The sequence below is a fragment of the Xenorhabdus griffiniae genome (genome assembly GCF_015163655.1).
Lineage (GTDB): Bacteria > Pseudomonadota > Gammaproteobacteria > Enterobacterales > Enterobacteriaceae > Xenorhabdus > Xenorhabdus griffiniae.
The window spans coordinates 1-26,757 of sequence record NZ_JADEUF010000020.1 but is presented as its reverse complement, the minus strand read 5'-3'; the positions used below and the strand labels follow the sequence as shown (position 1 = coordinate 26,757).

At 43.9% G+C, this 26,757-nt stretch carries 22 protein-coding genes and 1 other annotated feature; of the genes, 8 read left to right on the top strand and 14 right to left on the bottom strand.

The annotated features are described in order from the left end of the window. The first annotated feature begins 231 nt into the window (after positions 1-231). From apbC to asmA, 4 genes are all read left to right on the top strand, one after another. Complete coding sequence (apbC, locus tag IQ211_RS05220) at positions 232-1,344, top strand: iron-sulfur cluster carrier protein ApbC (protein ID WP_189758459.1); 1,113 nt, start codon at positions 232-234, stop codon at positions 1,342-1,344. Positions 1,345-1,640: 296 nt separating this feature from the next. After that, positions 1,641-2,282, top strand: a complete 642-nt coding sequence (udk, locus tag IQ211_RS05215) for a uridine kinase (RefSeq protein ID WP_189758460.1) — start codon at positions 1,641-1,643, stop codon at positions 2,280-2,282. Positions 2,283-2,329: 47 nt separating this feature from the next. Then, positions 2,330-2,911 carry a dCTP deaminase gene (gene dcd, locus IQ211_RS05210; protein ID WP_189758461.1) on the top strand — a complete coding sequence of 194 codons (582 nt, stop codon included), beginning with the start codon at positions 2,330-2,332 and terminating at the stop codon, positions 2,909-2,911. Between the two features lie 65 nt (positions 2,912-2,976). Next, positions 2,977-4,833 (top strand): outer membrane assembly protein AsmA, encoded by a 1,857-nt coding sequence (gene asmA, locus IQ211_RS05205; RefSeq protein WP_189758462.1) that lies wholly within the window; start codon positions 2,977-2,979, stop codon positions 4,831-4,833. Positions 4,834-4,881: 48 nt separating this feature from the next. Here asmA and IQ211_RS05200 read toward each other — a convergent pair whose 3' ends face one another. After that, positions 4,882-8,439, bottom strand: a complete 3,558-nt coding sequence (locus IQ211_RS05200) for a phage tail protein (protein WP_189758463.1) — start codon at positions 8,437-8,439, stop codon at positions 4,882-4,884. A gap of 244 nt (positions 8,440-8,683) precedes the next feature. Further along, entirely contained in the window at positions 8,684-10,264 is a 1,581-nt protein-coding gene (locus IQ211_RS05195) for a TerC family protein (protein WP_189758464.1), read from the bottom strand. Between the two features lie 290 nt (positions 10,265-10,554). Here IQ211_RS05195 and gndA point away from each other — a divergent pair, with 290 nt between their 5' ends. Further along, entirely contained in the window at positions 10,555-11,961 is a 1,407-nt protein-coding gene (gndA, locus tag IQ211_RS05190; protein WP_189758465.1) for an NADP-dependent phosphogluconate dehydrogenase, read from the top strand. A gap of 397 nt (positions 11,962-12,358) precedes the next feature. Here gndA and IQ211_RS05185 read toward each other — a convergent pair whose 3' ends face one another. Continuing rightward, positions 12,359-12,856, bottom strand: a complete 498-nt coding sequence (locus IQ211_RS05185) for a YbaK/prolyl-tRNA synthetase associated domain-containing protein (RefSeq protein ID WP_276529769.1) — start codon at positions 12,854-12,856, stop codon at positions 12,359-12,361. Between the two features lie 167 nt (positions 12,857-13,023). Here IQ211_RS05185 and yiaY point away from each other — a divergent pair, with 167 nt between their 5' ends. Further along, positions 13,024-14,175, top strand: coding sequence for an L-threonine dehydrogenase (gene yiaY, locus IQ211_RS05180; protein ID WP_189758466.1), 1,152 nt, complete (start codon positions 13,024-13,026; stop codon positions 14,173-14,175). 84 nt (positions 14,176-14,259) lie between these two features. Here yiaY and hisIE read toward each other — a convergent pair whose 3' ends face one another. From hisIE to hisL, 9 genes are all read right to left on the bottom strand, one after another. After that, on the bottom strand, positions 14,260-14,895 hold the full coding sequence (gene hisIE / locus IQ211_RS05175) for a bifunctional phosphoribosyl-AMP cyclohydrolase/phosphoribosyl-ATP diphosphatase HisIE (protein ID WP_189758467.1): 636 nt from the start codon (positions 14,893-14,895) through the stop codon (positions 14,260-14,262). Beyond that, positions 14,889-15,665, bottom strand: coding sequence for an imidazole glycerol phosphate synthase subunit HisF (gene hisF / locus IQ211_RS05170; protein ID WP_189758468.1), 777 nt, complete (start codon positions 15,663-15,665; stop codon positions 14,889-14,891). Before hisF ends, hisIE begins: the two co-directional genes overlap by 7 nt. Then, positions 15,647-16,384 (bottom strand): 1-(5-phosphoribosyl)-5-[(5-phosphoribosylamino)methylideneamino]imidazole-4-carboxamide isomerase, encoded by a 738-nt coding sequence (gene hisA, locus IQ211_RS05165; protein ID WP_189758469.1) that lies wholly within the window; start codon positions 16,382-16,384, stop codon positions 15,647-15,649. The genes hisF and hisA overlap by 19 nt, the downstream gene beginning before the upstream one ends. Positions 16,385-16,388: 4 nt before the next feature. Beyond that, on the bottom strand, positions 16,389-16,979 hold the full coding sequence (gene hisH / locus IQ211_RS05160) for an imidazole glycerol phosphate synthase subunit HisH (RefSeq protein WP_189758470.1): 591 nt from the start codon (positions 16,977-16,979) through the stop codon (positions 16,389-16,391). A gap of 22 nt (positions 16,980-17,001) precedes the next feature. Continuing rightward, a complete protein-coding gene (gene hisB / locus IQ211_RS05155; protein ID WP_189758471.1) occupies positions 17,002-18,069 on the bottom strand; it encodes a bifunctional histidinol-phosphatase/imidazoleglycerol-phosphate dehydratase HisB in 1,068 nt (355 codons plus the stop codon). After that, positions 18,066-19,184, bottom strand: coding sequence for a histidinol-phosphate transaminase (gene hisC, locus IQ211_RS05150; protein WP_189758472.1), 1,119 nt, complete (start codon positions 19,182-19,184; stop codon positions 18,066-18,068). Before hisC ends, hisB begins: the two co-directional genes overlap by 4 nt. A gap of 42 nt (positions 19,185-19,226) precedes the next feature. Then, complete coding sequence (hisD, locus tag IQ211_RS05145) at positions 19,227-20,540, bottom strand: histidinol dehydrogenase (protein WP_189758473.1); 1,314 nt, start codon at positions 20,538-20,540, stop codon at positions 19,227-19,229. 2 nt (positions 20,541-20,542) lie between these two features. After that, positions 20,543-21,442, bottom strand: coding sequence for an ATP phosphoribosyltransferase (gene hisG, locus IQ211_RS05140; RefSeq protein WP_189758474.1), 900 nt, complete (start codon positions 21,440-21,442; stop codon positions 20,543-20,545). Between the two features lie 50 nt (positions 21,443-21,492). Continuing rightward, positions 21,493-21,614: a sequence feature (His leader region), on the bottom strand. Next, positions 21,590-21,637 carry a his operon leader peptide gene (gene hisL, locus IQ211_RS05135; RefSeq protein WP_113967449.1) on the bottom strand — a complete coding sequence of 16 codons (48 nt, stop codon included), beginning with the start codon at positions 21,635-21,637 and terminating at the stop codon, positions 21,590-21,592. It overlaps the preceding feature by 25 nt. A 297-nt stretch (positions 21,638-21,934) precedes the next feature. Here hisL and IQ211_RS05130 point away from each other — a divergent pair, with 297 nt between their 5' ends. After that, positions 21,935-22,774: an SDR family oxidoreductase gene (locus IQ211_RS05130; protein WP_189758475.1), complete on the top strand. Its 840-nt coding sequence runs from the start codon at positions 21,935-21,937 to the stop codon at positions 22,772-22,774. A 19-nt stretch (positions 22,775-22,793) separates the two neighbouring features. Here the strand turns inward: IQ211_RS05130 and IQ211_RS05125 are convergent, their stop codons facing one another. Next, positions 22,794-23,414: a glutathione S-transferase family protein gene (locus tag IQ211_RS05125; protein WP_189758476.1), complete on the bottom strand. Its 621-nt coding sequence runs from the start codon at positions 23,412-23,414 to the stop codon at positions 22,794-22,796. 182 nt (positions 23,415-23,596) lie between these two features. On the opposite strand from IQ211_RS05125, the gene IQ211_RS05120 reads away from it, so the two are divergent. After that, positions 23,597-24,775, top strand: coding sequence for a serine hydrolase (locus IQ211_RS05120; protein WP_399477746.1), 1,179 nt, complete (start codon positions 23,597-23,599; stop codon positions 24,773-24,775). Positions 24,776-24,984: 209 nt separating this feature from the next. On the opposite strand, the gene IQ211_RS05115 is transcribed toward IQ211_RS05120, so the two are convergent. Beyond that, positions 24,985-26,292, bottom strand: coding sequence for an HAAAP family serine/threonine permease (locus IQ211_RS05115; RefSeq protein ID WP_189758478.1), 1,308 nt, complete (start codon positions 26,290-26,292; stop codon positions 24,985-24,987). Positions 26,293-26,757: the final 465 nt, after the last annotated feature.

The window sequence follows — 26,757 nt, the reverse complement described above, 5'->3', positions numbered from 1 at the left end:
GGAGCATTGCCGCTAGGGTAACGCGAGATCTTCGTCACTTTTACTTGTTGCTTTTATCCGAAGTGGTTAGCTTCTGTTATGATGGCTGAACAGTTTTATACCAATCCAACTTCAAGATGCATGTAATTTCTCCCCGCTTCGCGGGGAGAAATCAGGTTTCAATCGTGTTGTCAATTGCAACTTGAAGTTTAATGCGTATAGGTTTGAGAAAGATAAATAAAAGGAGCTGGGATGAACTCACAATCCCCGGAGCAGACCAATCCTGACCTGCTGAAAGAACAGGTTGCAAAGATATTAGCAACATTCAAACATCCAACTTTAGAACGAGATTTGATTGCCCTGAAAGCATTGCACCATTGCACTATGCTGGATGGAATACTACATATCGAACTAACTATGCCGTTTGTCTGGAAACGCGCCTTCGAAATATTAAAGCAAGAAACCACTCAGCCCTTGCAATCCGCGACGGGCGCAAAATCCGTTGAATGGCGATTAAGCCACAATATCAGCACATTACGCCGTTCCAATAATCTGCCTGGTGTTAATGGTGTGCGTAATATCGTGGCTGTGAGTTCAGGAAAAGGCGGCGTAGGGAAATCCAGCACAGCGGTGAATCTGGCGCTGGCGTTGGCACAGGAAGGCGCAAAAGTGGGAATTTTGGATGCGGATATTTATGGGCCATCCATCCCCAATATGCTTGGTACAGCCAAAGAGCGTCCGACTTCCCCTGATGGGCAGCATATGGCACCAATCATGGTTCACGGCATGGCAACCAACTCCATCGGTTATCTTGTTACCGATGATAACGCGATGGTATGGCGTGGCCCGATGGCAAGTAAGGCTCTGATGCAGATGCTGCAAGATACGCTGTGGCCGGATCTGGATTATCTGGTGATTGATATGCCACCAGGCACAGGTGATATCCAGCTAACGTTGTCCCAGAATATTCCGGTGACAGGTGCGTTGGTTATCACGACACCACAAGATATTGCCCTGATCGATGCGATGAAAGGCATTGTCATGTTCCAGAAAGTCAATGTGCCAGTGTTGGGTATTATTGAGAACATGAGCAGCCATATTTGCAGTAATTGCGGTCATCATGAGCCAATTTTCGGTACGGGTGGGGCGGCAAAGCTGGCAGAAAAATATGATTGCCAATTACTGGGACAGATCCCGCTGCATATTTCACTGCGTGAAGATCTCGATCGTGGTGAACCAACAGTAAGCAGCCAGCCTGACAGTGAATTTGCGGATATTTATCGTGACATCGCTGCGAATATTTCTGCGAAGATGTATTGGCAGGGCGAAAAAATCCCAACTGAAATTTCTTTTCGTGCAGTTTAATTAATGAGTTTAACCGTATGTAATCGCGGTTGTGTAGAAAAGGTTGGTCAATGGCTCAATTGATACAGAGTCATTGATCAGTACTCGGTGTTTTCTACGCTTTTTACTTGCAGAATATTTTCTATCAGAGACCTAAAATCGCGGGATTTTTATGCGAAACGTATCGAAAAAAACGAGACTTATCTTGTTTACTCTGGAATAGAAGTCATTAACTCCCTATAATCCGCCAAACATGGTATTAGTGAATACCATATTTCTATTTTATTTTTTTCTTTTTTAACCAGGTTATTTTTAGTATGGCTGATGAAGCACATAAGTGTACAATCGTAGGTATTTCAGGTGCCTCCGCCTCAGGCAAAAGCCTTATTGCCAGCACACTTTATCGAGAATTACGGGCTCAGGTTGGTGATCACAATATCGGTGTTATCCCAGAAGATTGCTATTATAAAGACCAAACTGACACCCCGATAGAAGAACGTTATAAAGTTAATTATGATCACCCAAATTCAATGGATCACAATCTACTATTTGAACATCTTCAGGCATTGAAAGCTGGAAAATCCATTGAATTGCCGCAATATGACTACGTTGAGCACACCCGCAAACCTGAATCCATTCATTTTGAACCGAAAAGAGTTATTATCCTCGAAGGTATTCTACTATTAACAGATAAGCGTCTACGCCAAGAACTGGATTTCTCCATTTTTGTCGATACGCCACTGGATATTTGTTTGATGCGCCGTATCAAACGTGATGTGAATGAACGTGGACGTTCATTGGATTGCGTGATGGAGCAGTATAAGGAAACCGTGCGTCCAATGTTCCTGCAATTTATCGAACCATCAAAACAATACGCCGATATTATTGTGCCTCGTGGTGGGAAAAACCGCGTGGCCATTGATATCTTAAAAGCCAAGATTGGCCAATTTTGCGAATAATCTGCTGTTTAGGCATTCATAAGTATCATCGTATTTGAGAGGAAATAATGCGACTCTGTGACCGTGACATTATTAAATGGCTAGATGAAGGTAAGCTGGTAATTACCCCTCGTCCCCCTGTTGAACGTATTAATGGGGCAACTGCTGATGTGCGCCTTGGGAATCAGTTTCGTGTTTTTCGTGGTCATACTGCCGCCTATATTGATTTGAGTGGTCCTAAGGCGGAAGTCAATGCGGCACTTGACCGTGTCATGAGCGATGAAATTACTTTGTCGGATGGCGAAGCATTTTTCCTCCATCCTGGCGAATTGGCTTTGGCAGTAACACTGGAATCTGTCACACTGCCTGATAATTTAGTCGGTTGGTTGGATGGTCGTTCATCTCTGGCGCGCCTTGGTTTGATGGTCCATGTTACTGCGCATCGCATTGATCCAGGTTGGCAGGGGCAAATTGTCCTGGAGTTCTACAATTCAGGCAAACTGCCTTTAGCCTTGCGTCCTGGCATGGTAATAGGGGCATTGAGTTTTGAACCGCTTTCTGGCTCTGCTGAGCGACCTTATAATCGGCGTCAGGATGCGAAATATAAAAATCAGCAGGGAGCCGTAGGTAGCCGAATCAGTGAGGATTAATCTTTTCTGGTAAAAGCCTTATGGTGAAAAAATAGTCTTCTTGTGAACATGAGACTGGGGAAGTCATGAAAAGATTGTTGACGACACTCATTATTTTGTTAGTAGTCATTGTAGCTGGCCTGACGGCATTGGTTATGCTGGTTAATCCAAATGATTTTCGTGGCTACATAGTTAAACAAGTACAAAAGAAGAGTGGCTACCAGCTCGTGTTGCGGGATGACTTGCGTTGGCATGTTTGGCCCAAGTTAAGCATTCTTACCGGCGAGATCTCGTTGACTGCTGAGAATGCCAAGGTACCAACCATTGTGGCTGAAAATATGCGTCTGGATGTGGAGTTGTTGCCACTGCTGTCTCATCAACTCTCAGTCAAAGAGGTGATGTTGAAAGGCGCTGTTTTGCGGTTCACGCCGGATAGTCAGCCGCAAAAGCAGCCAGAAGCCCCAATTGCGCCGGAAAGTGATATGCATTATCCAGGCGTCACGGGAAGCCAGGCTTGGAAACTGGATATTGCCAGAATCAGATTAGTGGATAGCTTACTGATCTGGCAAACCAACGCACATGACCAATTAAATGTTCGTGATCTCAATTTATTGCTGGAACGCAGTGATCAAGATCACGTTAACCTTAACCTCCGCAGTAAAATCAATAAAAATCAGCAAGAGCTGTCATTTGAGCTCAATTCGTCAGTAGATATTTCTGATTATCCGCAGCAGCTATCGGCCGACATTCATTCCTTTGAATACCAATTACAGGGCGTTGGGTTACCATCTGCGGGTATCCAGGGAACGGGCAGTAGTATAGTAAAATATCAGGCGGCACCTGAATCAATTGCGCTGCAAAAAATAGCATTGACAATGAATGATGGGAGTGAGCTAAAAGGGAATATTACTGCCGTTTTGCAAGATAAACCGCAATACGCTATCAACTTGAGTTCAGCAAAATTCAATTTGGATAACTTGTTGGGGTGGGATGCCTTACCGAAAAATACGCCGCAGGCAAAACATGATTATCGGATTGAAAATAATTCCTTAAAACCGGTGATTGCGACGTCGGTTTCGCCATTGTCTAACTATGACCTTAGCTTTTTACAAGGGTTTAATGCTGATATTTCATTGGCAGCAGATAAATTCATTTATCAGGGCATGGATATTGACCATTTTGGTCTGCAAGCTATCAATAACAGTGGCCTGGCGAAAATCACTAAATTAAGTGGCAACGTGTTTGGTGGGCATTTTGCGCTGCCGACATCAATTGATGCCACGGTTATTCCGGCAAAACTGCACACAAAGCTGCTTTTGCAACGGATTGAGATACAACCTTTGTTAACTGCATTGGCATTGCCATCGATATTCAGCGGTCAGCTTAATGTTGATGGTGATCTTTTGGGAGAGGGTTACGATGAGTACGCGATTTCTCATTATTGGCAAGGTGATTTGAATATCGATCTAAAAAATGCGCGTCTGGAAGGATTGAATATTCCTCAGCTTATTCAACAATCTTTTGCGCGGGCAACAGATCAAGTCGGCCAACCGACAAATACAAATGATTTCACTGAAGCCAAAAATATGTCAGTGAAAGCCCAATTGGAGCACGGTGAGGTTAAAATTAGTGAGCTTGTAGCGAATTCAGGCATATTCAATATTAAAGGGCAGGGAAAAGCCAATTTACTGAAACAGAACACCGATGTTTCATTATGGGTGCAATTAACCAATGGATGGGGTAAGCAGAACGAGTTTGTACGTCGTCTGGCGCAGTTAAAAATCCCATTGCGGGTTTATGGTGACTGGAACAATCTGCAATATGCGTTGAACGTAGAACCCATGTTGCGTGATGAATTACAGCAGAAGGCAAAAAACTGGCTCGAAAATAACAGCAATAATGAAAACATTAAGGCATTAGAAGATCTGCTCAAGAAAAAATAGGTGATCGCCGAAGCGATCACCCGAATTACCGAACTTACTGTTTTTTTATTAATACCCTACAACCTGGTAATAGAAGTTTGGAACCCAACCTAATTGAGGTGTTGTGACGGATATTGTTAAGGTATCCTTCGACAAACCATCACCGTTTACATTGCCTCGCTGTGTTTTGACATCAGCCAGGTAACTGGGACGTTGATTATCAAAATTATCTCCGACAACACTTGCCTGGCATGAGATGATGCCATTTGGCAAAGTCGTGGGCAGTTGGATCTTATAGAAATGGGTATAGTAAGTCACTCCACCGATCTCGGCTGCATGAGAATCCCCAATAGGTTCACTGCCTACAGCCACCCCATTTATCATAAGTATTTCACCCAGCTTGATGATGGTGTGCTCGTCCGTGATTCGACGTGACTCAATACCTAATCCAATCAGATTACCCAAGCCTAAATTTCTTATAAAGGCTTGTTTATCAGGAATATCCGCCCCGTTTTTGCTTTTCGCCAGTCGGCTATCAGCGTCAGCTTTGGCTGCCACCGCATTGGTATTGGCATCACTCGCTAATACTTCAATTTTGTTGATATGAGTATCAACCTCGACTTTGCTATAAGCGCCTACATCAGAAGCGGTCAGTTTAATATCGGATAATAGTGCCTTGCCATTGACAGTGCGTGTAAGTGGCACTCGGCTATCTGCATTGTTATTAGCTTTATTTGCCAGACTCTTGATATCTTCAAGGCGATTTTCTACCTCTACTTTAGTATAGGCATTCACATCAGAGGCCGTCAGGTCAATATCGGATAACAGAGCCTTGCCATTCACAGTGCGAGTCAATGGGACTTTGTGCTCCGCAGTGTTATAGGCATTATTGGCTGTCTCCTTGACTTCATCGATAAGGATGTTGATCTCTGCCTTGTTATAGGCATCTACATTGGCTGCGGTGAGTTCAATGTCTGTTGACAGTTCTTTGCCATTGACTTTACGGGTTGATGGCACTTTGCTGTCAGCAAGTTGAACAGCCGAATTCGCTGTCTGATTGGCGGCATCAGCCCGTTTGTCAATTTTGCCGATACTCTCATCAAGTTCCGCTTTATTGTAAGTACCAACGTCAGCGGCATTCAGCTCAATATCCGTTAACAACTCTTTGCCGTTTACCTTACGAGTGGATGGTACTTTGCTGTTGGCATCTTTACTCGCTGTCTCAGCTTTGTTATAGGCAGATTCCGCCAGCTTATCGACCTTACCGACACGATCATCGATTTCTACTTTGTTATAAGTACCGACATCAGCCGCAGTCAGCTCAATATCCGTTAACAGCTCTTTACCATTAACCTTGCGAATGGATGGGACTCTGTTAGCAACCTCTTTAAGAGCTTCATTTGCGTTCTGATTGGCAATATCTGCCAGGGCCTTAACATCCTTGATCTGGGCGTCAGTTTCGCCTTTGTTATAGGCATCAACATCTGCCGCAATCAGTTGAATATCTGCTGATAGCTCTTTGCCATTGATTTTGCGGGATTTTGGAACTTTTTGGTCAAGCTCTTGGATGGCGTTATGGGCATTATCATTGGCGGTGTTAGCCAATTGTTGGACATTATCAATTTGTGTTTTGACACCACTAATAAGGTCATCCGTTTCCTTCTTGTTGTAGGCATGGACATCGGATGCCGTCAGTTCAATATCCGTTAACAGCTCCTTGCCATTGACCTTACGGGTTGATGGGACTCTATTCTTGGCATCTTGAATTGCGGTATTGGCGTTGTTATTGGCCGTTTCCGCCAGCTTATCTACCTTTCCAATACGATCGTCGATTTCCACCTTATTGTAAGTGCCAACATCCGCTGCACTTAGCTCAATGTCAGTGGTCAGCGCTTTGCCATTAACTTTGCGAGTTGATGGGACGCTGTTAGCAACCTCATTAAGGGCTTCACTTGCACGTTGATTGGCCGTTTCCGCCAGGTTGTCAACCTTGCCGATGCGGTCATCAATCTCTGCTTTGTTGTAAGTATCAACATCTGCGGCAGTCAGATGAATATCTGCTGACAGCTCCTTACCATTAACCTTACGGGTTAATGGGACCTTACTCTTCGCCTCCTGAGTCGCGGTATTGGCATTATTATTAGCGTCTTCAGCTAAGTTATTAACATTGTCGATCTGTACTTTGACATCTTTGATGATGGCATCAGTTTCTTCTTTACCATAGGCACCAACATCAACTGCGCGTAATTCAATGTCAGATAATAGCTCTTTGCCATTGATTTTGCGGGATTCCGGGACTTTTTTGCCAAGTTCTTGAATAGCGGTATTGGCGTTGTTATTGGCCGTTTCCGTTAGCTTTTCAACATTACTAATACGATCGTCGATTTCTACTTTATTATAAGTACCGACATCCGCCGCACTTAATTCAATATCTGTTGTTAACTCTTTGCCATTGATCTTGCGGGATTCCGGGATTTTTTTGCCAAGTTCTTGAGTCGCGGTATTGGCGTTGCTATTAGCCGTGTCAGCTATTTTCTGAACTGTGTTGATTCGATCATCAATTTCTTTTTTATCGTAAGTGTCAACATCATTTGCGGTTAACTGTATATCTGTTATTAACTCTTTGTTGTTGATCTTGCGATCTGTTGGGACTTTTTTGTCCAACTGTTTCAGGGCGTCGTTGGCATTCTCATTAGCTGTGTTAGCCGATTTCTCAACGTTTGCGATAAGCCCATTGACTTCCTGTCTGGTGTAGGCATTCACATCATGTGCGGTAATTTCGACATCGGTTAACAACTCTTTTCCGTTTATTTTACGGGATAATGGAACCTTAGTGTTTGCCAGCTCACAAGCTTTCTTGGCTGATTGCTTGGCTTCATCAACAAGAGTGTCTGTTTGAATTTTGTCATAAGCGCCGATATCTGTTGTTGTCAGTTCAATATCTTTGGACAGTTCTTTACCGTTAACTTTACGTGTTGATGGTACATATTTATTTGTCGAGAGTACCAAATTAACCGATTCATTGGCTTGATTGGCTAATTCATACGCTCTTTTGACTGCTTTGGGCGTTGCAGCATGAACTTCGCTGTCACTGCCGACTTCATTACTTAACGCAACAAATCCTTTTTTTCCTAAGGTGGCGCTTGGGTGATTACGGCTTTCAGCGTGTTCTTTAATTTTTTCTCTCACATAATTGCGAGAGGCAAAACCGGAAAGCAGTTCTTTTATCCACCCTGTCAGGCGATTGTTGCTAACCGTCAGCGCCATACGGATAGCTTGTTCCTGGGATTCTGGTTTGTAGAGTTCGGCACAATTTCCGACCGCAATCAATGTACCGTCTTTATCAAATAGGCCAATTTCACGAACCCACCAATTACCTTCACCCTCAGGAAGTATTTGTTCGGCAATAAATTGGCCAGGTGTTTGGGGGTTGACGATTAAGGCATCAAGTTCAGCGCGGTGTTTTTCATTAATCAATCCTGATTGGTTGATATTGGGTGTGGGTGAACTGCCACCACCGTCACCTACAGCCATATGGGTAATTTCAAGTTTGACACCTGATGAGGCTGCTCTTTCCAGTTTTTCTGCGCCAGCCTGTGTTAATAATGCAAAATATTTTGTACTCATATAAACCCTCACTTTATCAACAATAAATAGAAGTATTGCTAACTCAGCCACAAGAGACATTGCATAAGACTCTTGAACCTGATGAAGGCGGTGCGACATCTCCGCTAACGACCATTGGACGGGTTTATTGTACTTAGGGTAATCATGAACAAATACTTTAAAAATTAAATGAAACTGATAAAACTTATAGGAATAAAAAAAACCGGACTTATGCCGGTTTTTTCTCAGTGGGTGATATCGTGGGTTATATTTCTGCCGTTTCTTCCATAGTCAGCGGGGTAATTTTCACTTTATTGATGCGGTGACTGGTGATTTCCATCGCTTCAAACAGATAGTCACTAATCTTCAATTGTTCGCCTTGTTGTGGAATGTGTTGCAGATGTTCCATCAACAGGCCTGCTAGTGTCTGGTATTCCCGTTTTTCATCCAATGGCAGCGGCACATAAAGCACTAAATCTTCCAGTGGCATAAATCCATTGGCGATCCAATATCCCTCTTCCACGACTTGAATATCATGGCGAGCATCGATCTCTCCGCTACCTACAGGAAGATTACCTGTAATGGTTTCCATCACATCAGTGACTGTAACCACTCCTTCGACAGAGCCAAACTCATCGACAACAAAGGCAAAATGCGTTTGCGCCTTACGGAATTGTTCCAACGCCTGTAATAAGGAAAGCGATTCTGGGAAAATCAACGGCTGCTGGACTAACTTCCTTAAATCGAAAGTATTATGCATCAGTTGTTGATTAAGGATATCAATTACATGTACAACGCCAAGCGGTTCGTCACCACTTTGTTCATCTGTGACTACAATTCGTGTATGTGGCTTTTGTTCCAATAACTTAGTCAATTTTTCCGTAGGGGAATGGACATCAAGATAAACCACATCATGGCGTGACGTCATGATGCTGCTGACGGTACGTTGTGCCATGCTAAGAACGCGGGCAATCATCTGGCGTTCCTGAGGCTCAAAGATTTCTTTGCTATCTTCATGATCGGCAATCAGGTCAGAAGTATGGTTATCCAGCGCAGCGTTTTCACGTTTGCCATTTAAAATGTGAAGAACCGCTTCTGCGGTTCTTTCGCGCAGGGAGCGAGAAGCGCTCAAGAATTTGCGGCGATTGAACTGAGCGAACTGGTTTAGTGCTTCAATCATGATGGAAAAGCCGATGGCCGCATAGAGATAGCCTTTCGGAATGTGATAACCAAAGCCTTCTGCAACCAGGCTAAAGCCGATCATGAGCAAGAAGCTCAGACACAGGATCACGATTGTGGGATGCGCATTGACAAATTTTGTCAGCGGTTTGCTGGCCCATATCATCAGGATCATGGCAATGGTGACAGCAGCAATCATGATACCAATATGGTTGACCATTCCTACGGCGGTGATAACAGAATCCAGAGAGAATACCGCATCTAAGACGATAATTTGCACAACAACCGCCCAGAAGCTGGCCCCTTTGCGTTGTTGATGAGTATGTAACATTTTTCCTTCCAACCGTTCATTCAATTCCATGGTCGCTTTGAACAGCAAGAAGATCCCCCCTATCAACATAATTAAATCACGGGCACTGAAACGGTGCTCCCATAAAGTAACCAGTGGATTAGTCAGGGAAATGAGCCAGGATAGGCTAAATAGCAGCAATATCCTCATGACAAGGGCACAGGAAAGCCCCGTCAGGCGAGCTTTATCTCTCTCTTTTTCAGGTAATTTATCTGCCAGAATGGCAATGAATATTAAGTTGTCTATTCCGAGAACAATTTCTAAAACGATAAGTGTGGCCAGACCTGCCCATATCGTCGGATCAGCGATCCATTCCATATAATTTGTTTTACCTTGTTAGTGGGACGGCATTTGCCGACTATTCAATAATGCGTATTGAAATGCGAAATATCAATAGGCGATTTATCTCAGTTGGAAATTTTTTCAGCAAAAAAACGTCACGACGATATCGGTTGCATCAATAACTATCACCGATGACCATTCCTGAGTTAACATGTGACTTCATTAACAAATTGCCCGCTCTGTTTTGTTGCATACGGTATGTACACACTCGGTATCACGTATAGCATCTTGGGCGGGCGGCAGTCATTATTAGACGGGAGTTATTCATGTCCAAACAACAGATCGGTGTTGTCGGTATGGCGGTAATGGGGCGCAACCTGGCGTTGAATATTGAAAGCCGTGGTTACTCTGTATCTATTTTTAACCGCTCCAGCGATAAAACAGATGAAGTTATTGCTGAAAATCCAGGGAAAAAATTAGTTCCAAGTTATTCCATTGAAGAGTTTGTCGATTCGCTGGAAAAGCCACGTCGTATTCTGTTGATGGTTAAGGCTGGTGAAGCTACGGATAAAACCATTGCATCGCTGATGCCACATTTGGATAAGGGTGACATTCTGATCGATGGTGGCAACACCTATTTTCAGGATACTATTCGCCGTAATCATGAGTTGTCTGCACAGGGCATTAATTTTATCGGGACGGGGGTTTCTGGTGGCGAAGAGGGAGCGTTGAAAGGTCCTTCAATTATGCCGGGTGGTCAGAAAGAAGCTTATGAGTTGGTAGCCCCAATTTTGAAAGAGATCGCAGCTCAGGTTGATGGCGAACCTTGCGTGACTTATATCGGGGCAGATGGTGCAGGTCATTATGTGAAGATGGTTCACAATGGCATTGAATATGGTGATATGCAGCTGATTGCAGAAGCCTATTCTCTGTTGAAAAGCGCATTGAACCTAAGCAATCAGGCGTTGGCTGAAGTATTCAGTGACTGGAACCAGGGTGAATTAAGCAGCTATTTGATCGAAATTACTGCTGATATTTTCCGTAAGCAAGATGAAGAGGGAAAATACCTGGTTGACGTGATCCTGGATGAAGCCGCTAACAAAGGTACCGGTAAATGGACCAGCCAAAGCTCGCTGGATCTGGGTGTTCCAGTAACACTTATTACGGAATCTGTCTTTGCACGCTATATCTCTTCTCTGAAAGATCAGCGCGTAGCCGCATCTAAGGTTCTGTCAGGCCCGGACGTTCAGTTGTTCAACGGAGATAAGGCTGAATTTATCGAGAAAGTCCGCCGTGCCTTGTATTTGGGTAAGATTGTGTCTTACGCGCAAGGTTTCCAGCAGTTGAAAGCGGCATCGGATGAGTACAACTGGGATCTGAACTATGGCGAAATTGCCAAGATCTTCCGTGCGGGTTGTATTATTCGCGCGCAATTCCTGCAAAAAATCACCGATGCATACAATGAAAGCCCAGCTATTGCGAACCTGCTTTTAGCACCTTATTTCAAACAAATCGCAGATGAATATCAGCAAGCTCTGCGTGATGTTGTTTCTTACGGTGTGCAGAATGGTATCCCAACGCCAACATTCTCGGCGGCAATCTCTTATTACGATAGCTATCGTTCGGCTGTATTGCCGGCTAACCTGATTCAGGCACAGCGCGATTACTTTGGTGCGCACACTTACAAGCGTACTGATAAAGAAGGTGTTTTCCACACTGAATGGTTGGACTAATCATTAAATATCTTTATACCAATCTAACTTCAAGATGCGTGTGATGTCTCTCCGCGAAGCGGGGAAGACATCAAGTTTCATATCGTGTTGAAAATGGCAACTTGAAGTTTAATGCGTATATAAGAAATAACATTTTCTTAAAAAGTAAGGTGCTGAGTTTTCAGCACCTTTTTTATGAAATGACGTGAAATAAAATTAAAGTATCAATCTAGAGGCTGCCATGCAAGCAATCGTTGGGCAAATCTCTCTAACCAGTGTGCTATCTCCGCATCGTGAAGATAAAGATATATGGTGATGAAGAAGATAGTCAGGCTGAGTATTACCAGAAAAAAAATATTATTCATATAATAATCACCCATTTTACCTGGTTAAATTATAGCAAACTTTAAATTGTCTTTTATTTATTGGGTATTTTCCGAAAAGCAACTAACTCCGGCATAGCGATGCGAAGGTAATCTTTTGTATTCAAAATAATCGAACGTTCCAGACTAGCTGCATTAAATGCCAATTCCTCATAGCGTTCGAATAAAAGTGGATCGGCAACCAATTTCAGGTCTGGGTGAAAACTAAATGGGGGGATGGCACCAAAAACACAACGAGTCAATTCAGAAACTTCTTTTGGGCTTGCCAGAGATGCCCGGCTTCCGCCAACTTGTTTGGCAAGAGTAGCAAGATCGGCTTGTTGGTCAGCAGGCAAGACAGCAAGGACATACTGTCGGTAATCCTTTCCTTTTACATGGCAAACCAGGGCCTTAGCGCCTTGCCCTAGGTGGGTTCCTCGTATTTTTGCCACTTCTTCTGAGCGGCCGCCAGTAGCGTGTTCCATAACGCGATAGTGGGCATTGTTAGTGTCTAATAAGGTAGTGAGGCGTGTAAAGATGTCGTTTTTTAGCAAAATATTCTCCTACATAAACTCAAAGTAAATGATACCTATTTCTTTCATGCTTGCTTCGCCATTTATTGATTTTGATCAAAATGACGAAAATAGATAAGTGTCACATTGTAATTCCATTTTTTTACATTCAGGTTTGGAATACTTCAGTAAAACCTAAGGAGTTTCAAATGGCAGCATCAACTTTCTTTATCCCGCCAGTGAATAAAATCGGTATGGGATGCATGGCCGAAGCCGTCGAATTAATAAAAAATTATGGCTACAGGCAGGCTTTGATTGTCACTGACCGCGTGTTAAACGAGATTGGTGTTGTTGGAACAGTTCAGGCTTTACTGGCAGATGTTGGAATAAAAAGTGCAATTTATGATGGAACCAATCCAAACCCAACCACGATTAATGTTGGGGAAGGTTTGGCAATTCTGCGCCAGCATAACTGTGATTGTGTGATCTCTTTGGGGGGTGGTTCACCGCATGACTGTGCAAAAGGTATTGCATTGGTGGCAGCGAATGGCGGGGATATTCGTGATTATGAAGGCGTCGATCGTTCAGCTAAACCACAGTTACCTTTGATTGCCATCAATACTACCGCAGGGACAGCTTCTGAAATGACACGCTTCTGTATCATTACAGATGTTGAACGTCATATCAAAATGGCAATTGTAGATAAAAATGTAACGCCTATTTTGTCAGTCAATGATTCTGCATTGATGGCAGGGATGCCAAAAGGATTGACTGCCGCAACGGGGATGGATGCGTTGACTCATGCTATTGAGGCTTATGTTTCTACAGCGGCAAATCCTATTACTGATGCTTGCGCATTGAAAGCGGTGACAATGATTAGCAATTATTTGCGTCGTGCTGTTGAAGATGGCAATGACATGGAAGCGCGTGAAAACATGGCTTATGCCCAGTTTTTGGCTGGCATGGCGTTCAATAATGCCTCTTTGGGATATGTCCACGCCATGGCACATCAGTTAGGTGGGTTTTATGATTTGCCTCACGGTGTCTGTAATGCGGTTTTATTGCCACATGTACAGAGATTCAATGCAAAAGTTTCTGCTGCACGCCTGAAAGAGATTGCGGCGGCTATGGGGGTTGAAGTTAGTGCTTTAAACGATACGCAAGGTGCTGAAGCTTGTATTCATGCAATCAGTGAATTGGCAAAAGATGTGAATATTCCGTCTGGTTTGGCTGAGTTGAACGTAAAAGAGGAAGATCTGCCAACATTAGCGACCAATGCGTTGAAAGATGCCTGTGGATTTACTAACCCGATTCAAGCATCACATGAAGAAATCGTTGCTATCTTTAAGGCAGCAATGTAGCGCCAGAGAGTAAGCCACTTCGTTTAGGTATTTATTGTGAAGTGGCTGCTATTTTTCAAAACTCTCAATTCCTGCAATCGAAAATTATGCTTTGGCTGAGTGCCGTTGCCGCAACTGACGAATGATTCTACTGAGGTCGAGCTTTTGATCCTGAAGTAAAACCAGCAGATGATAGAGCAAATCTGCGGCTTCGTTGGTCAGCTCTTCCCGATCATTGACTGTGGCGGCTAACGCGGTTTCGACGCCTTCTTCGCCAACTTTCTGGGCGATCCGTTTTGTGCCACTGGCATATAAGCGAGCAGTATAAGAACTGTCTGGCGAGGCATGTTTTCGGCTTGCCAATAATTGTTCCAATTCATAGAGAAAACCCCATTCGGTTTGTGCAGGCGCAAAACAGCTTTCACTGCCTGTATGACAGGTGGGACCAATAGGCTCTACTAAGGCTAACAAAGTATCGTTGTCACAGTCGGGATAGATACCAACCAAATTCAGAAAATGGCCGGAGCTTTCGCCTTTTGTCCATAATCGCTGCTTAGTACGGGAAAAAAAGGTCACTTTGCCAGAGTTGAGCGTTACATTTAGCGCTTCCTGATCCATGTATCCCAGCATTAACACGGTTCCAGAGATGGCATGTTGGACAATGACGGGCATCAGATTATCCACTTTTTTCCAGTCCAGTTTCTCTATTTCCTGGGTTGTTAATTGTCGTTCTGTCAACATGTCCTAACCTCGATGCCCTGTGTAGCAAGATATTGTTTGAGTTCGTTGATATTAATGATCTGTTTGTGGAAAACGGAGGCAGCCAAAGCACCATCAACATTTGCAAGCTGAAAAGCATCGCGGAAATGTTCTGGTGCTCCAGCTCCTCCAGAAGCAATCAGTGGTACAGAACAAACATCACGAACTAATTTTAGTTGGGTAAGATCATAACCATTGCGGACACCATCTTGATTCATCATATTCAGGACGATTTCACCAGCGCCGCGTTGTTGCACTTCTTTGATCCAATCCAATGTTTGCCAGCGGGTTGCTGTTGTACGCTTTTCATCCCCGGTAAATTGGTAGACTTGGTAATTGTTGGTATTTTCATCAAACCATGTATCAATACCCACGACAACACATTGCACACCATAGCGATCAGCCAAGCGGCTAATTAAACTTGGATCAACCAAGGCTGGGGAGTTAATGGAAATTTTATCTGCACCGAATGCTAAAATTTGTCCCGCCTCTTCGACGGATTTAATGCCACCCGCTACGCAGAAAGGGATATCGATAACTTCAGCAATTTTTGCCACCCAGCTTTTATCTACCATGCGGCCGTCGGAAGAGGCGGTAATATCGTAAAACACCAACTCATCAGCGCCCTCCTGGGCATAGCGTTGAGCGAGCGGGACAATATCACCAATAATTTCATGGTTACGGAATTGTACGCCTTTGACGACTTGTCCATCACGGACATCCAGGCATGGAATTATGCGTTTTGCCAACATTGGATAGCCTCCGTCAGGGTAAATTTTCCTTCCAGTAGTGCGCGCCCGACAATGACACCTGCCACACCAGAAGCAGGTAGGGAAGAGATATCGGTGAGACTGCCAATGCCGCCGGAAGCCTGAAATTGGATTTGTGGATATTTGTGACTGATTTCCTGGTAAAGCGCGATATTAGAGCCATTTAATGTGCCATCACGGGAAATGTCGGTACATAAAACATGTTTTAGTCCGACAGGGAGATACTGCTCAATGACATACTCAAGGGTAGCGTTGCTGTTTTCTTGCCAACCACTAATAGCGATTTGTTTTATCCCATCTGCATTGATGCGAACATCCAGTGCCAGCACAATGGCTTCTGCCCCGTAGTTTCGCAACCATTGTTTGACTGATTCAGGTTGTGTAATTGCTGTGGAACCAATAACAACCCGACTTGCACCTGCTTCAAGCAGGGTTGTTATATCTTCCTCTGAACGAATACCCCCGCCAACTTGAACGGGAATAGTAACGCCAGCCAGTAGCTCTTTTAAGAGTGCAATTTGGCGTTTGGCAGGATCTTTGGCACCGGTCAGATCGACTAAATGCAGTAATTTAGCGCCTTCCTGTTCATGTTGCTGTAAGCGTGAGAGTGGAGAACTGTCATAATCTCGGCGTTGGTCATAATCTCCTTGATGCAAACGCACCACATTGCCATCGATTAAATCTAATGCAGGTATAATCATGCGGTTACATCTCCAAAAAGTTTTTTAGTAGTTGTACGCCTGCTGCCCCTGAACGTTCAGGGTGGAATTGCACCCCAAAGAAATTATCTTTTGCAATGGCGCTACTAAATGTATTGCCATATTCAGTTTGAGCAATCGTATATTCACCGACAGGCAGGGCATAACTGTGAACAAAATAGAAACGGGAATTATTTGCGATAGAGCGAAACAGTGGATTATCTGTCTGCGCTTTCACCTGATTCCAGCCCATATGTGGCAATGGCAAATCTGCGGTCATCATTTTTTTGACTGGTGCGTCAATGAGCTGCAAGAGAGGGATGTTATCACCTTCTTCGCTGATACGGGCCAGCAATTGCATGCCAAGACAGATACCTAATACGGGTTGGGTAAGAGAATTAATCAAGGGAATTAATTGTCGTTGTTCAAGTTGTTTCATTGCGGCAGTCGCCGTACCCACTCCCGGTAGAAATAGTTTATCGGCTGCCTGAACAATATCCGCATCTAAACTTACCGTCGGCTCACAACCTAACCGGCGGATGGCATAGGCAACGGAAGCGAGGTTAGCGCAGCCTGTATCTAGAATAACAACGTTCATCATAGTTTCCTTTATACCTTTCCTATAAAACACCTTTGGAACTCGGCAATATATCGCCCTCTACGCGCATAGCTTGACGTAAAGTTCGGCCAAACACTTTAAACAGGCTTTCTGCCCGATGGTGATCATTCTTGCCTTTAGTTTTCAGGTGTAAGGTGCATCCCATTGTGTAAGAGAGAGAACGGAAAAAGTGCTCGATCATTTCTGTACTCAAATCGCCAACCCGTTGGTGTTTAAATTCAGCTTTATATTCAAGATGTGGGCGACCGGAAATATCCAGAGCACAGCGAGCAAGGCATTCATCCATTGGTAGCATAAAACCAAATCTGGCAATACCGCGTTTATCCCCCAATGCTTGCTTTAAAGCTTCTCCCAGTGCGAGGCCGGTATCTTCAACAGTATGATGATCGTCAATATAGAGATCACCCTTGACTTGGATATTCATGCGGAAGCCGCCATGAGTTGCGATCTGATCCAGCATATGGTCGAAAAAACCGACGCCTGTATTGATACGACTTGCTCCTTCACGATCCAACCAAATTTCAATATTGATAGCGGTCTCTTTGGTTTTTCGTTCGACATGGGCATGGCGATCTTTACGGGTCAGCTGTTGACAAATGAGCGGCCACCCCAGGGATTCGGGTTGGTAGTGAATACCCTTGATCCCCATATTTTGGGCTAATTGTAGATCGGTTTCCCGATCGCCGATGACGTAACTGTTGCCAGTATCAATGGCATTGTCTGCCAAATATTTTTGTACCAACCCAAGTTTAGGCTTACGGCAGTGACAGTGATCTTCTGGTTTGTGTGGGCAGATCAACACCTCTTCAAAATGGATACCTTGTGAAGTGAAAACTTGCATCATCAAGGCATGAGGTGGCTCAAAATCCGTTTGTGGAAAACTAGCTGTACCTAACCCATCCTGATTAGTGATCATCACTAACTTATAATTGGCTTTTTGCAGGGCAAGTAAGGCAGGGATAACACCAGCTTCAAAAGCCAATTTATCAAGGCGATCAACTTGATAATCACTGGGTGGCTCGGTGATCAATGTTCCATCGCGGTCAATAAAAAGCATTTTCTGGCTCATGGATTTTCAGTTTCCTTGATTTGTTGAGGTTGGTCGGAAAGTGCACTAATGGCACGAACCAGTTGTTCACATTCATTCCGGTTGCCGACGGTAATACGCAGACAATTTGTTAATCCTGGTTGTTTACGCTGGTCACGCAAGATGATCCCTTGTTCCCATAGCGTCTTAAATACAAGCTCTGCATCGGTAAATTTCACCAAAATATAGTTGGTTTCACTTGGAAATATGTTTTCAACCAACGCCAGTTTGCTGAGGGCTTGCTGGAGATAAGCCCGATTGTTGATGATTTCTGCCACACGATTTCTCATTGTTGCAATACCTGCTTTCGTAAGTGCTTGTGCCGCGATATCAGCAACAGGCGTCGCCAGTGGATAAGGGGCAATCACTTTTAGCATCAGTGCGATGATATCGGCAGAGGCCAGCGTAAATCCACAACGCAATCCAGCCAAAGCAAAAGCTTTCGAGAGAGTTCGCAAAATAACTAAGTGAGGATAGTCATGTAGCCAACGGGTGGTAGCATGGGTAGTTGTATATTGTGAGTAAAATTCGATATAGGCTTCATCAATAGCAACGATGGCACGGTTACGGGCTAATTCAAGGATCTGGCGTAATGCCGCAGGATCAATCAGGTTACCTGTCGGATTGTTGGGGCTACAGATATAGATTAGCTTGACGCGATCCAGATTATTTTTGATAGCGGCAATATCTGGTTGCCAGTCGGCACTGACAGGAATTTTTTTCTGTTCTACACCGAAAGTTTCGGCGCTAACACTGTACATACCGTAGGTTGGCGGGCAAAACAGGACCGCATCGCGTCCTGGCTCGCAGAAAACGCGGATCAGCAGTTCGATAGATTCATCGGCCCCACGGCTGACAAGAACTTGCTCCGCTTGCAGGCCAGCATAATCGGCATAACGTTGAATGACGGTTGCTGGTTGGCATTCAGGATAGCGATTGAGTGTATTTTCGGTGAGTTGGAAATCGGGGGCGATGGGATATTCATTCGCATTTAACCAAATATCACCACGACCACCCAGACGGCGGGCAGACATATAAGGGACTAATTTGCGAACGTTTTCTCTTGCCAATGAATTGATATCAAAAACTGTACTCATGATTGTTCCTTAATTTTTTATGGCTATCAAACCCCGTGGTTCTCAGTCTGCATTATTCAAGACTGCCATACGTAATGTAACGGCATTTTTGTGCGCGATAAGCTGTTCGGCCTGTGCCAGTGTTTCGATAGTGGGGGCGAGTTTTTTTAATCCTTGCGGCGTGATCCGCTGGACGGTCATTCTTTTCAGGAAATCAGCCAGACCGAGACTGGAATAGGTTGAAGTATAGCCGTAGGTAGGCAGAACGTGATTGGTGCCGGAAGCATAATCTCCGGCGGATTCAGGTGACCAGTCGCCAAGAAAAATAGAACCGGCGTTTGTAATCTGCTCAACCAGTTGTTCAGGCTGACGAGTTTGGATGATCAAGTGTTCTGGACCATATTGGTTGCTGATTGCGACGCACTGGTCGAGATCTTGCGTAATAATTATCCGGCTGGCTTGCAAGGCTTGAATTGCGATCTGCTGGCGTGGCAAGGCTATGAGTTGGGTTTCAATTTCATGGATAACTTTTTTAGCTAAATTTTCATCGGGAGTTAGCAATATCACTTGGGAATCGGGGCCGTGTTCTGCCTGTGAAAGTAGATCTGCTGCGGTAAATACGGGATTGGCTCCGCTGTCAGCGATAACCAATACTTCGGACGGGCCTGCGGGCATATCGATTGCCGCGCCGTCAATCTGTTGACTGACCTGACGTTTGGCCTCTGTTACCCACGCATTTCCGGGACCAAAAATTTTGTCTACTTTGGCAACGGATTCTGTTCCGAATGCCATTGCGGCAATCGCCTGAGCACCACCGATTTGAAATATTTCGCTGATCCCACATAGTTGCGCAGCATAGAGTATTTCATCGGCAATAGGGGGAGGAGAACACAAGATAACTTTACGGCAACCTGCAATGTTGGCGGGCGTACCTAACATTAATACCGTTGAGGGCAGGGGAGCAGATCCGCCAGGAATATAGAGTCCAACCGAATCTATTGGGCGTGTAACTTGTTGGCAGCGAACTCCGGGCAATGTTTCGACGTCAATTTCTGCCGGTTTTTGTGCTTCGTGGAATTGCCGGATATTGTTCATAGCCTGTTGCATAGCTTGCTTAATTTCTGGGGGCAGACGAGCGGCGGCTGCATTCACTTCGTTGGCAGAAATTCGGATGGTTTCAACAATGGTTTTGTCGAAGCGTTGGCTAAGCTCTTGTAATGCCTGGTCGCCTCGTGTTTTCACGGTTGCCAAAATCTGTTTCACTGTATCGGCAATATCGTCGGATGCGGCAATAGCCGGACGGGTTAGCAATATTTTTTGTTGTTCTGGCGTACATGCTTGCCAGCGAATGATGGTTTTAAAATTAGTGTTCATCAAAGTTACTCCATCATTTTTTCAATTGGCAGCACCAGAATAGAACTGGCACCTAATGCCTTGAGTTTCTCCATCGTTTCCCAGAACAGGGTTTCACTACTGACCATATGCATGGCTACGCGATTTTGGGCACCTGCCAGCGGCAAGATCGTGGGACGTTCTGCACCTGGCAGCAGGGAGATAATCTCTTCCAGCTTATCGTTGGGGGCATGTAGCATGATGTATTTGGATTCTCGTGCCTGAATGACGCCTTGGATACGGAGCATCAGTTTGTCAATAAGCTGCTGTTTGGCTTCTGATATCTCTCCGTCACGTTGGATCAAACAGGCTTTTGACCGATAAATAACTTCAACTTCCCGTAAGCCATTGGCTTCCAACGTAGCACCTGTGGAAACTAAATCACAGATAGCGTCTGCAAGCCCTGCTCGGGGGGCAACTTCGACTGAACCATTGAGAAGACAAGGTTTAAAGAAAATGCCTTTTTGGTCTAAATAACGTTTCAATAAGTGTGGGTAAGAGGTTGCGATCCGGGCATTTTGCAGGCATTCCACGTTGGCATAATCGCAATCGAAAGGCATTGCCAGGGAAAGCCGGCAATCGCCAAAATCGAGGCGGCGTAATATCAGATAGCGAGGATCTTCTCCTTGTGCCTGGCGAGTCAGTAGCTCTTCTTCAAGCACGTTTGCCCCAATAATGCCCAGATCGACAACTCCATCCATCACGAGGCCCGGAATATCATCATCACGGACACGTAGAATGTCGATAGGCATATTTTCAGCAAATGCGATCAGGCGCTGTTGCTGTAAGTTAATTTTGATGCCGCAACTCGCCAGCAATGCTCTGGAGTCATCACTCAGACGGCCTGATTTTTGAATGGCGATACGTAAGCGTGTTTTATCTAGCATGTTTTGTCCTATCTCAAGATTCAGTTAGTCATTAATTCCTAAAAAGCAGAAACAAAAAACCCCCGGAAAATCTTCCGAGGGTTTTTATCGTATTCGCACCACCGGAAGACGGGTCAAATGTCTTCCAGCACACAGCAGCCTGAAAGACTAGTCAGGATGATGGTGATGATGATGGTTAAACTGAATACGGTTCATATATGCGAATTCTCTATTTTTCTTACAAAAAAAGTTTTATGCAAAAATATGCTGTACTGAATAATGGCGGTACGTAACGTTATGTTTGTGACTAAGGATTGGTTGCTTGTTGTTTAACCTATACGATCTTGTGTATAAAAAGCAAACTTTATTTTAAAGGAGATGTTTATTTCTTAATAACTAATTGTTTTTAAATAAAAATGTGTTTTGTTGCTATTAAACGAATATATGAGTAATGTTAGCCGTGGTTATGTAATAGCCTAAAAATCAAAATGGCATTGCTTTTGGGAGGGTAGGGTGAGAAAAGTTTCCATTATTGGATTAGGGTGGTTAGGAATGCCATTGGCACAAGCACTACAAAGCGAGGGAATGCAGGTAGTTGGTAGCAAAACAACACCAGATGGTGTTGAAGCGGCGTGTATGTGTGGAATAGATTGTTACCAACTAAATTTGGAGCCTCAGCTTGTTTGCGATGCAGATGATCTTGATCAGCTGATGTCTGTTGATGTGCTGGTTTTGACATTGCCTGTTAGTGGTGTTGCTGGTGGCGGGAAGGAATATGTAAAAGCAGTACAACTGGTTGTTGATACTGCACTTTCGTATTCAGTTCCACGGATTATTTTCACCAGTTCTACTTCAGTTTATGGTTCATCTGTGGGTTATCTCAATGAAGATGAGGCTGTGTCCCCTGAAACCGAGTCAGCCAAGGCACTGGTTGAATTGGAAAACTGGCTGCATCAATTACCTAATACATCGGTCGATATCTTGCGCCTTGCCGGACTGGTGGGCAATGGGCGTCATGCAGGGCGTTTTCTCGCTGGAAGGAAGGCACTCAGTGGAGGAGAAAGTGCGGTCAATTTGGTACATCAAGACGATGCTATTTCTGCCATTAAGCTTCTTATTCAACAACCACAAGGCGGGCATCTTTTTAATTTGTGTGCACCAATACACCCAAAAAGAGCCGAGTTTTATCAGTCAGCCAGTCGCCAGCTCGATCTGACGCCGCCAGAATTTTTACAGTCAGAAAACGCAGAAATCGAAAGTAAGGCAGAGAAAATCGTTGATGGTAGCCGCATCTGTCGGGAACTAGGGTTTGAGTATCAGTTTCCAGATCCCGGCAGAATGCCAATGAGTTAATGAAATACCAGGTAAAACCTCAGCTTATTTCTATCATAACAATTTTTCTGAAAGCTGGTCTTTCGGTCAGCAATTGATACCAGCGTTCTAAGTTTGGCAGGGATGGACGCTCTATTTCTACGTTTAGCCATAAATAAGCCAGTGGTGCCAGGGCAATATCAGCCATACTAAATTTGTTGCCGGAAAGGTATTGCTGAGTGCTTAGAGTGTCATCGACAATTCTTAGCCATTTTTCAATCTCTGCTAACAATTGGCTGATGATTTTAGGGTCACGTTGATCTGCCGGTGTTCTGATAAAGTTGATCATAAATTGTTTAGTCGGAGGGAAGAAGTTGCAACCAACCCAATCCATCCATTTTTCAACACTGGCTCTTTCTTGAAGATCGGCGGGGTAAAGCGTATCTTTGCCGAATTTCGCCGCAATATAGCGAACAATCGCGTTGGATTCCCATAAGATAAAATCGCCTTCTTGCAAACAAGGAATAACTGCATTGGGATTCATACGCAGGTATTCAGGATCGTTGAGTTTGCCAAATTTGCCACCAACATCCATTTGTTGATATGGCACATTTAGCTCTTCCAGACACCAAAGCACTTTTTTCACGTTTGATGAATTTTTACGGCCCCAAATTGTCAACATTATTTTCTCCTTAAGATCAGTACACTTTTAATACTTGATAATATGACAATAAAATTGATTGAATAACAGAAAAATCTTTACGTTATTGGGTTGGAGTCTTCATTTATAACATCCTATATTAATAGAGTTTTAGCAGAGAAAAAGGGCGAGCGATGATGAAAAAAAGACAGCAGATATCGATAATGAAATTTTTTACTTTTGGCTTGGGTGTTTTTTGGTTGGCGAATATCAGTGTATATGCAATGGAACAACCCGCAGCGCCCGAAATTGATGCAAAAGCCTATGTGTTGATAGATTATGCCAGTGGAAAAATTCTGGCCTCAAATAATGCGGATGAGCGGTTAGATCCTGCCAGCTTGACGAAGATAATGACCAGTTATGTTGTCGGGCAGGCGCTCAAGTCAGGAAAAATTACCACGGAAGATAAGGTAACGGTTGGTAAAGATGCCTGGGCTACAGGGAATCCAATACTTAAGGGTTCATCGCTTATGTTTCTGAAACCGGGTGACAGGGTTAAGGTGATTGATCTGAACCGCGGTGTTGTTATCCAATCCGGCAATGACGCCAGTATTGCACTTGCAGATTATGTTGCAGGCAGTCAGGATGCTTTCGTTGATTTGATGAATAAATACTCAGAAACACTAAAGTTGACGAACACCCATTTCAAAACAGTGCATGGCCTGGATGCAGCAGGGCAGTATAGTACAGCCTATGATATGGCACTTTTAAGTCAGGCCATGATCCGTGATGTGCCGGAAGAATACGCCCTGAATAAAGAAAAAGTGTTCACTTTTAACAATATCCGCCAGCCTAATCGCAATCGTCTGTTGTGGAATAAAAACATGAATGTGGATGGTATCAAAACCGGACACACCAGTGGCGCTGGCTATAATCTTGTTGCGTCGGCAACTGAAGGACCAATGCGTTTGATTTCGGTGGTATTGGGTGCGCCGAGTGATCGCGTACGTTTTTCTGACAGTGAAAAACTTTTGTCATGGGGATTTCGTTTTTATGAATCGGCGACACCGTTGAAGGCCAGTGATACCTTGGTGACGGAGAAAGTCTGGTATGGAACTCGTCCAGAAGTCGCATTGGGCGTGGAAAAAGATGCTTCCGTGGTAGTTCCTCGTGGACAAGTAGGGAATTTGAAAGCGAGCTTTACTCTGGATAATGCTTCTCTTGAGGCGCCATTAGCACAGAACCAAGTAGTGGGTACGGTGAATTTCCTGCTGAATGATAAAATTATTGACCAGCGCCCTCTGGTCGTTAAAGAAGCCGTGGCAGAAAGTGGCTTCTTCGGACGTATGTGGGATTTCGTTGTAAAAACAGTTAGTGGCTGGTTTAACTCAATCTTTGGTTAACCTGTGCCGATTAATATCTATACCAATCTCACTTCAAGATGCGTGTGATCTCTCCCCGCTTTGCGGGGAGAGATCAGGTTTCATAGCGTGTTGTAAATTGCAACTTGAAGTTTAATGCGTATAAATGAAAAAATGCCAGTCGATCTTTCTTTTGATGACTGGCATTTTTTTAGGTGCTGCTGTTGAAAAAAGCAGCGCATGGATTTTGATTACATGACGGAGTAAATCGCCGCTGAGATAGCAATTGAACCGGTCACAATAACAAAAATATTGCTTGGTTTACCTGCATATTTGCGCATAGCTGGAACTTTTTTGATTGCGTACATTGGCATGATAAACAGGATCATCGCAATAACTGGCCCACCCAGTGATTCAATAATGTTCAGGATACTTGGATTAAGTGTCGCGACGAGCCAGGCACTCACGAGCATAAAGAGGCTAGTGATTCGATTCAGCGTTTTATGCTGAACAGTCTTACCACGCGTGTTCATCATTGCTTTGTTCACAATACCGTTAAAGCCTTCACGAGCGCCCAGATAGTGGCCAAGGAAAGACTTGGTTATAGCAATAAAAGCGATAAATGGCGCAATATACTCAATAGTTGGTACACGGAAGTGGTTAGCCAGGTAGGACAGAATAGTGATGTTCTGTGCTTTTGCTTCTGCCAGATTTTCTGGTGACAAGCTCAGTACGCAACTGAAAACAAAGAACATGACTGTCAGCACCATCATGATATGGGCATAGGCCAGAATGCGGGAACATTTTTTCTCTGCGTGCTCACCATATTCTTCACGTTTTGCCACTGCGAATGCTGAGATGATTGGGGAATGGTTAAAAGAGAAAACCATAACAGGGATTGCCAGCCACAGAGTAAATAGCAGACCATTATTGCTTGTCGCAGACAGGGTACTGTCCTGCAACAGGTTATCAAAAATGGTAGTGTTCCAGTGAGGAATTAAGTACAAGGCTAATAGCATCAAAACGGTGACGAATGGGAATACTAAGACACTCATGGCCTTAACGATGGCTTTCTCGCCGAAACGGATGATGCTCATCACCCCCAGGAGCAATACTAGTGCCAGCAATGCACGTGGCGGAGCATCTATCTGTAGCTGATGCACAAGAAAGCTCTCTACCGTATTGGTTAGTGCAACACTGTATACGAGCAGAATAGGATAAATAGCAAAAAAATAGAGGACGGTGATCAGAAAGCCTGCAACTTTACCAAAATGTTCTTCTACCACGCCGGTGATATCATCACCACTGCTTTTACCAGATAAAACAAAACGGCACATTCCACGATGCGCAAAAAATGTCATGGGAAGAGCAAGAATTGCCATGATAATGAGTGGAATTAAACCACCAATACCGGCATTGATGGGAAGAAATAAAACACCGGCACCGATCGCTGTGCCATATAATCCCAGCATCCATACTGTGTCTGATTTACGCCAGGTAGTGTGATTGCTTTTGCTGGAAGCAGAGGATGCTATCGAACCTGCTTGAGATGTGTCCATAAGTATCTCCGAAATAACGCGGTAAAGTAAAATTTAAAAACTACTAAACCCGTACATTAATTAAATGCACGAGTTGGATTTTTATATGAATAATAAGTTGCCTGAAATATGTTCATTTAAAACAAAGGATCTTCAACTCATCAGCTTTGTCTAAATCTAAAAAAACTTAACCCCTGACTTTTGGTAGGGGAAATATAGTTATTTTCAGTGAAATGTACCGTGATCACTCTCGCAATTGCAAGATTTATATAAAAAAGGAAAATTGTTACAGATATTTATCTAAATGTTGAATAAATATTAAATAAAATAAAATGCGATTTTTGTTAAAGAATATATCATTATTTTTATTTTAAATTCTAATACTTATCTGACTTATTGCTTAATAATATTTACATATTAATGAAGTTTTCTTTTTTGGTGTTTGAATAGTCTGGAATTGAATTATAAATGCCAATATTTCTATCT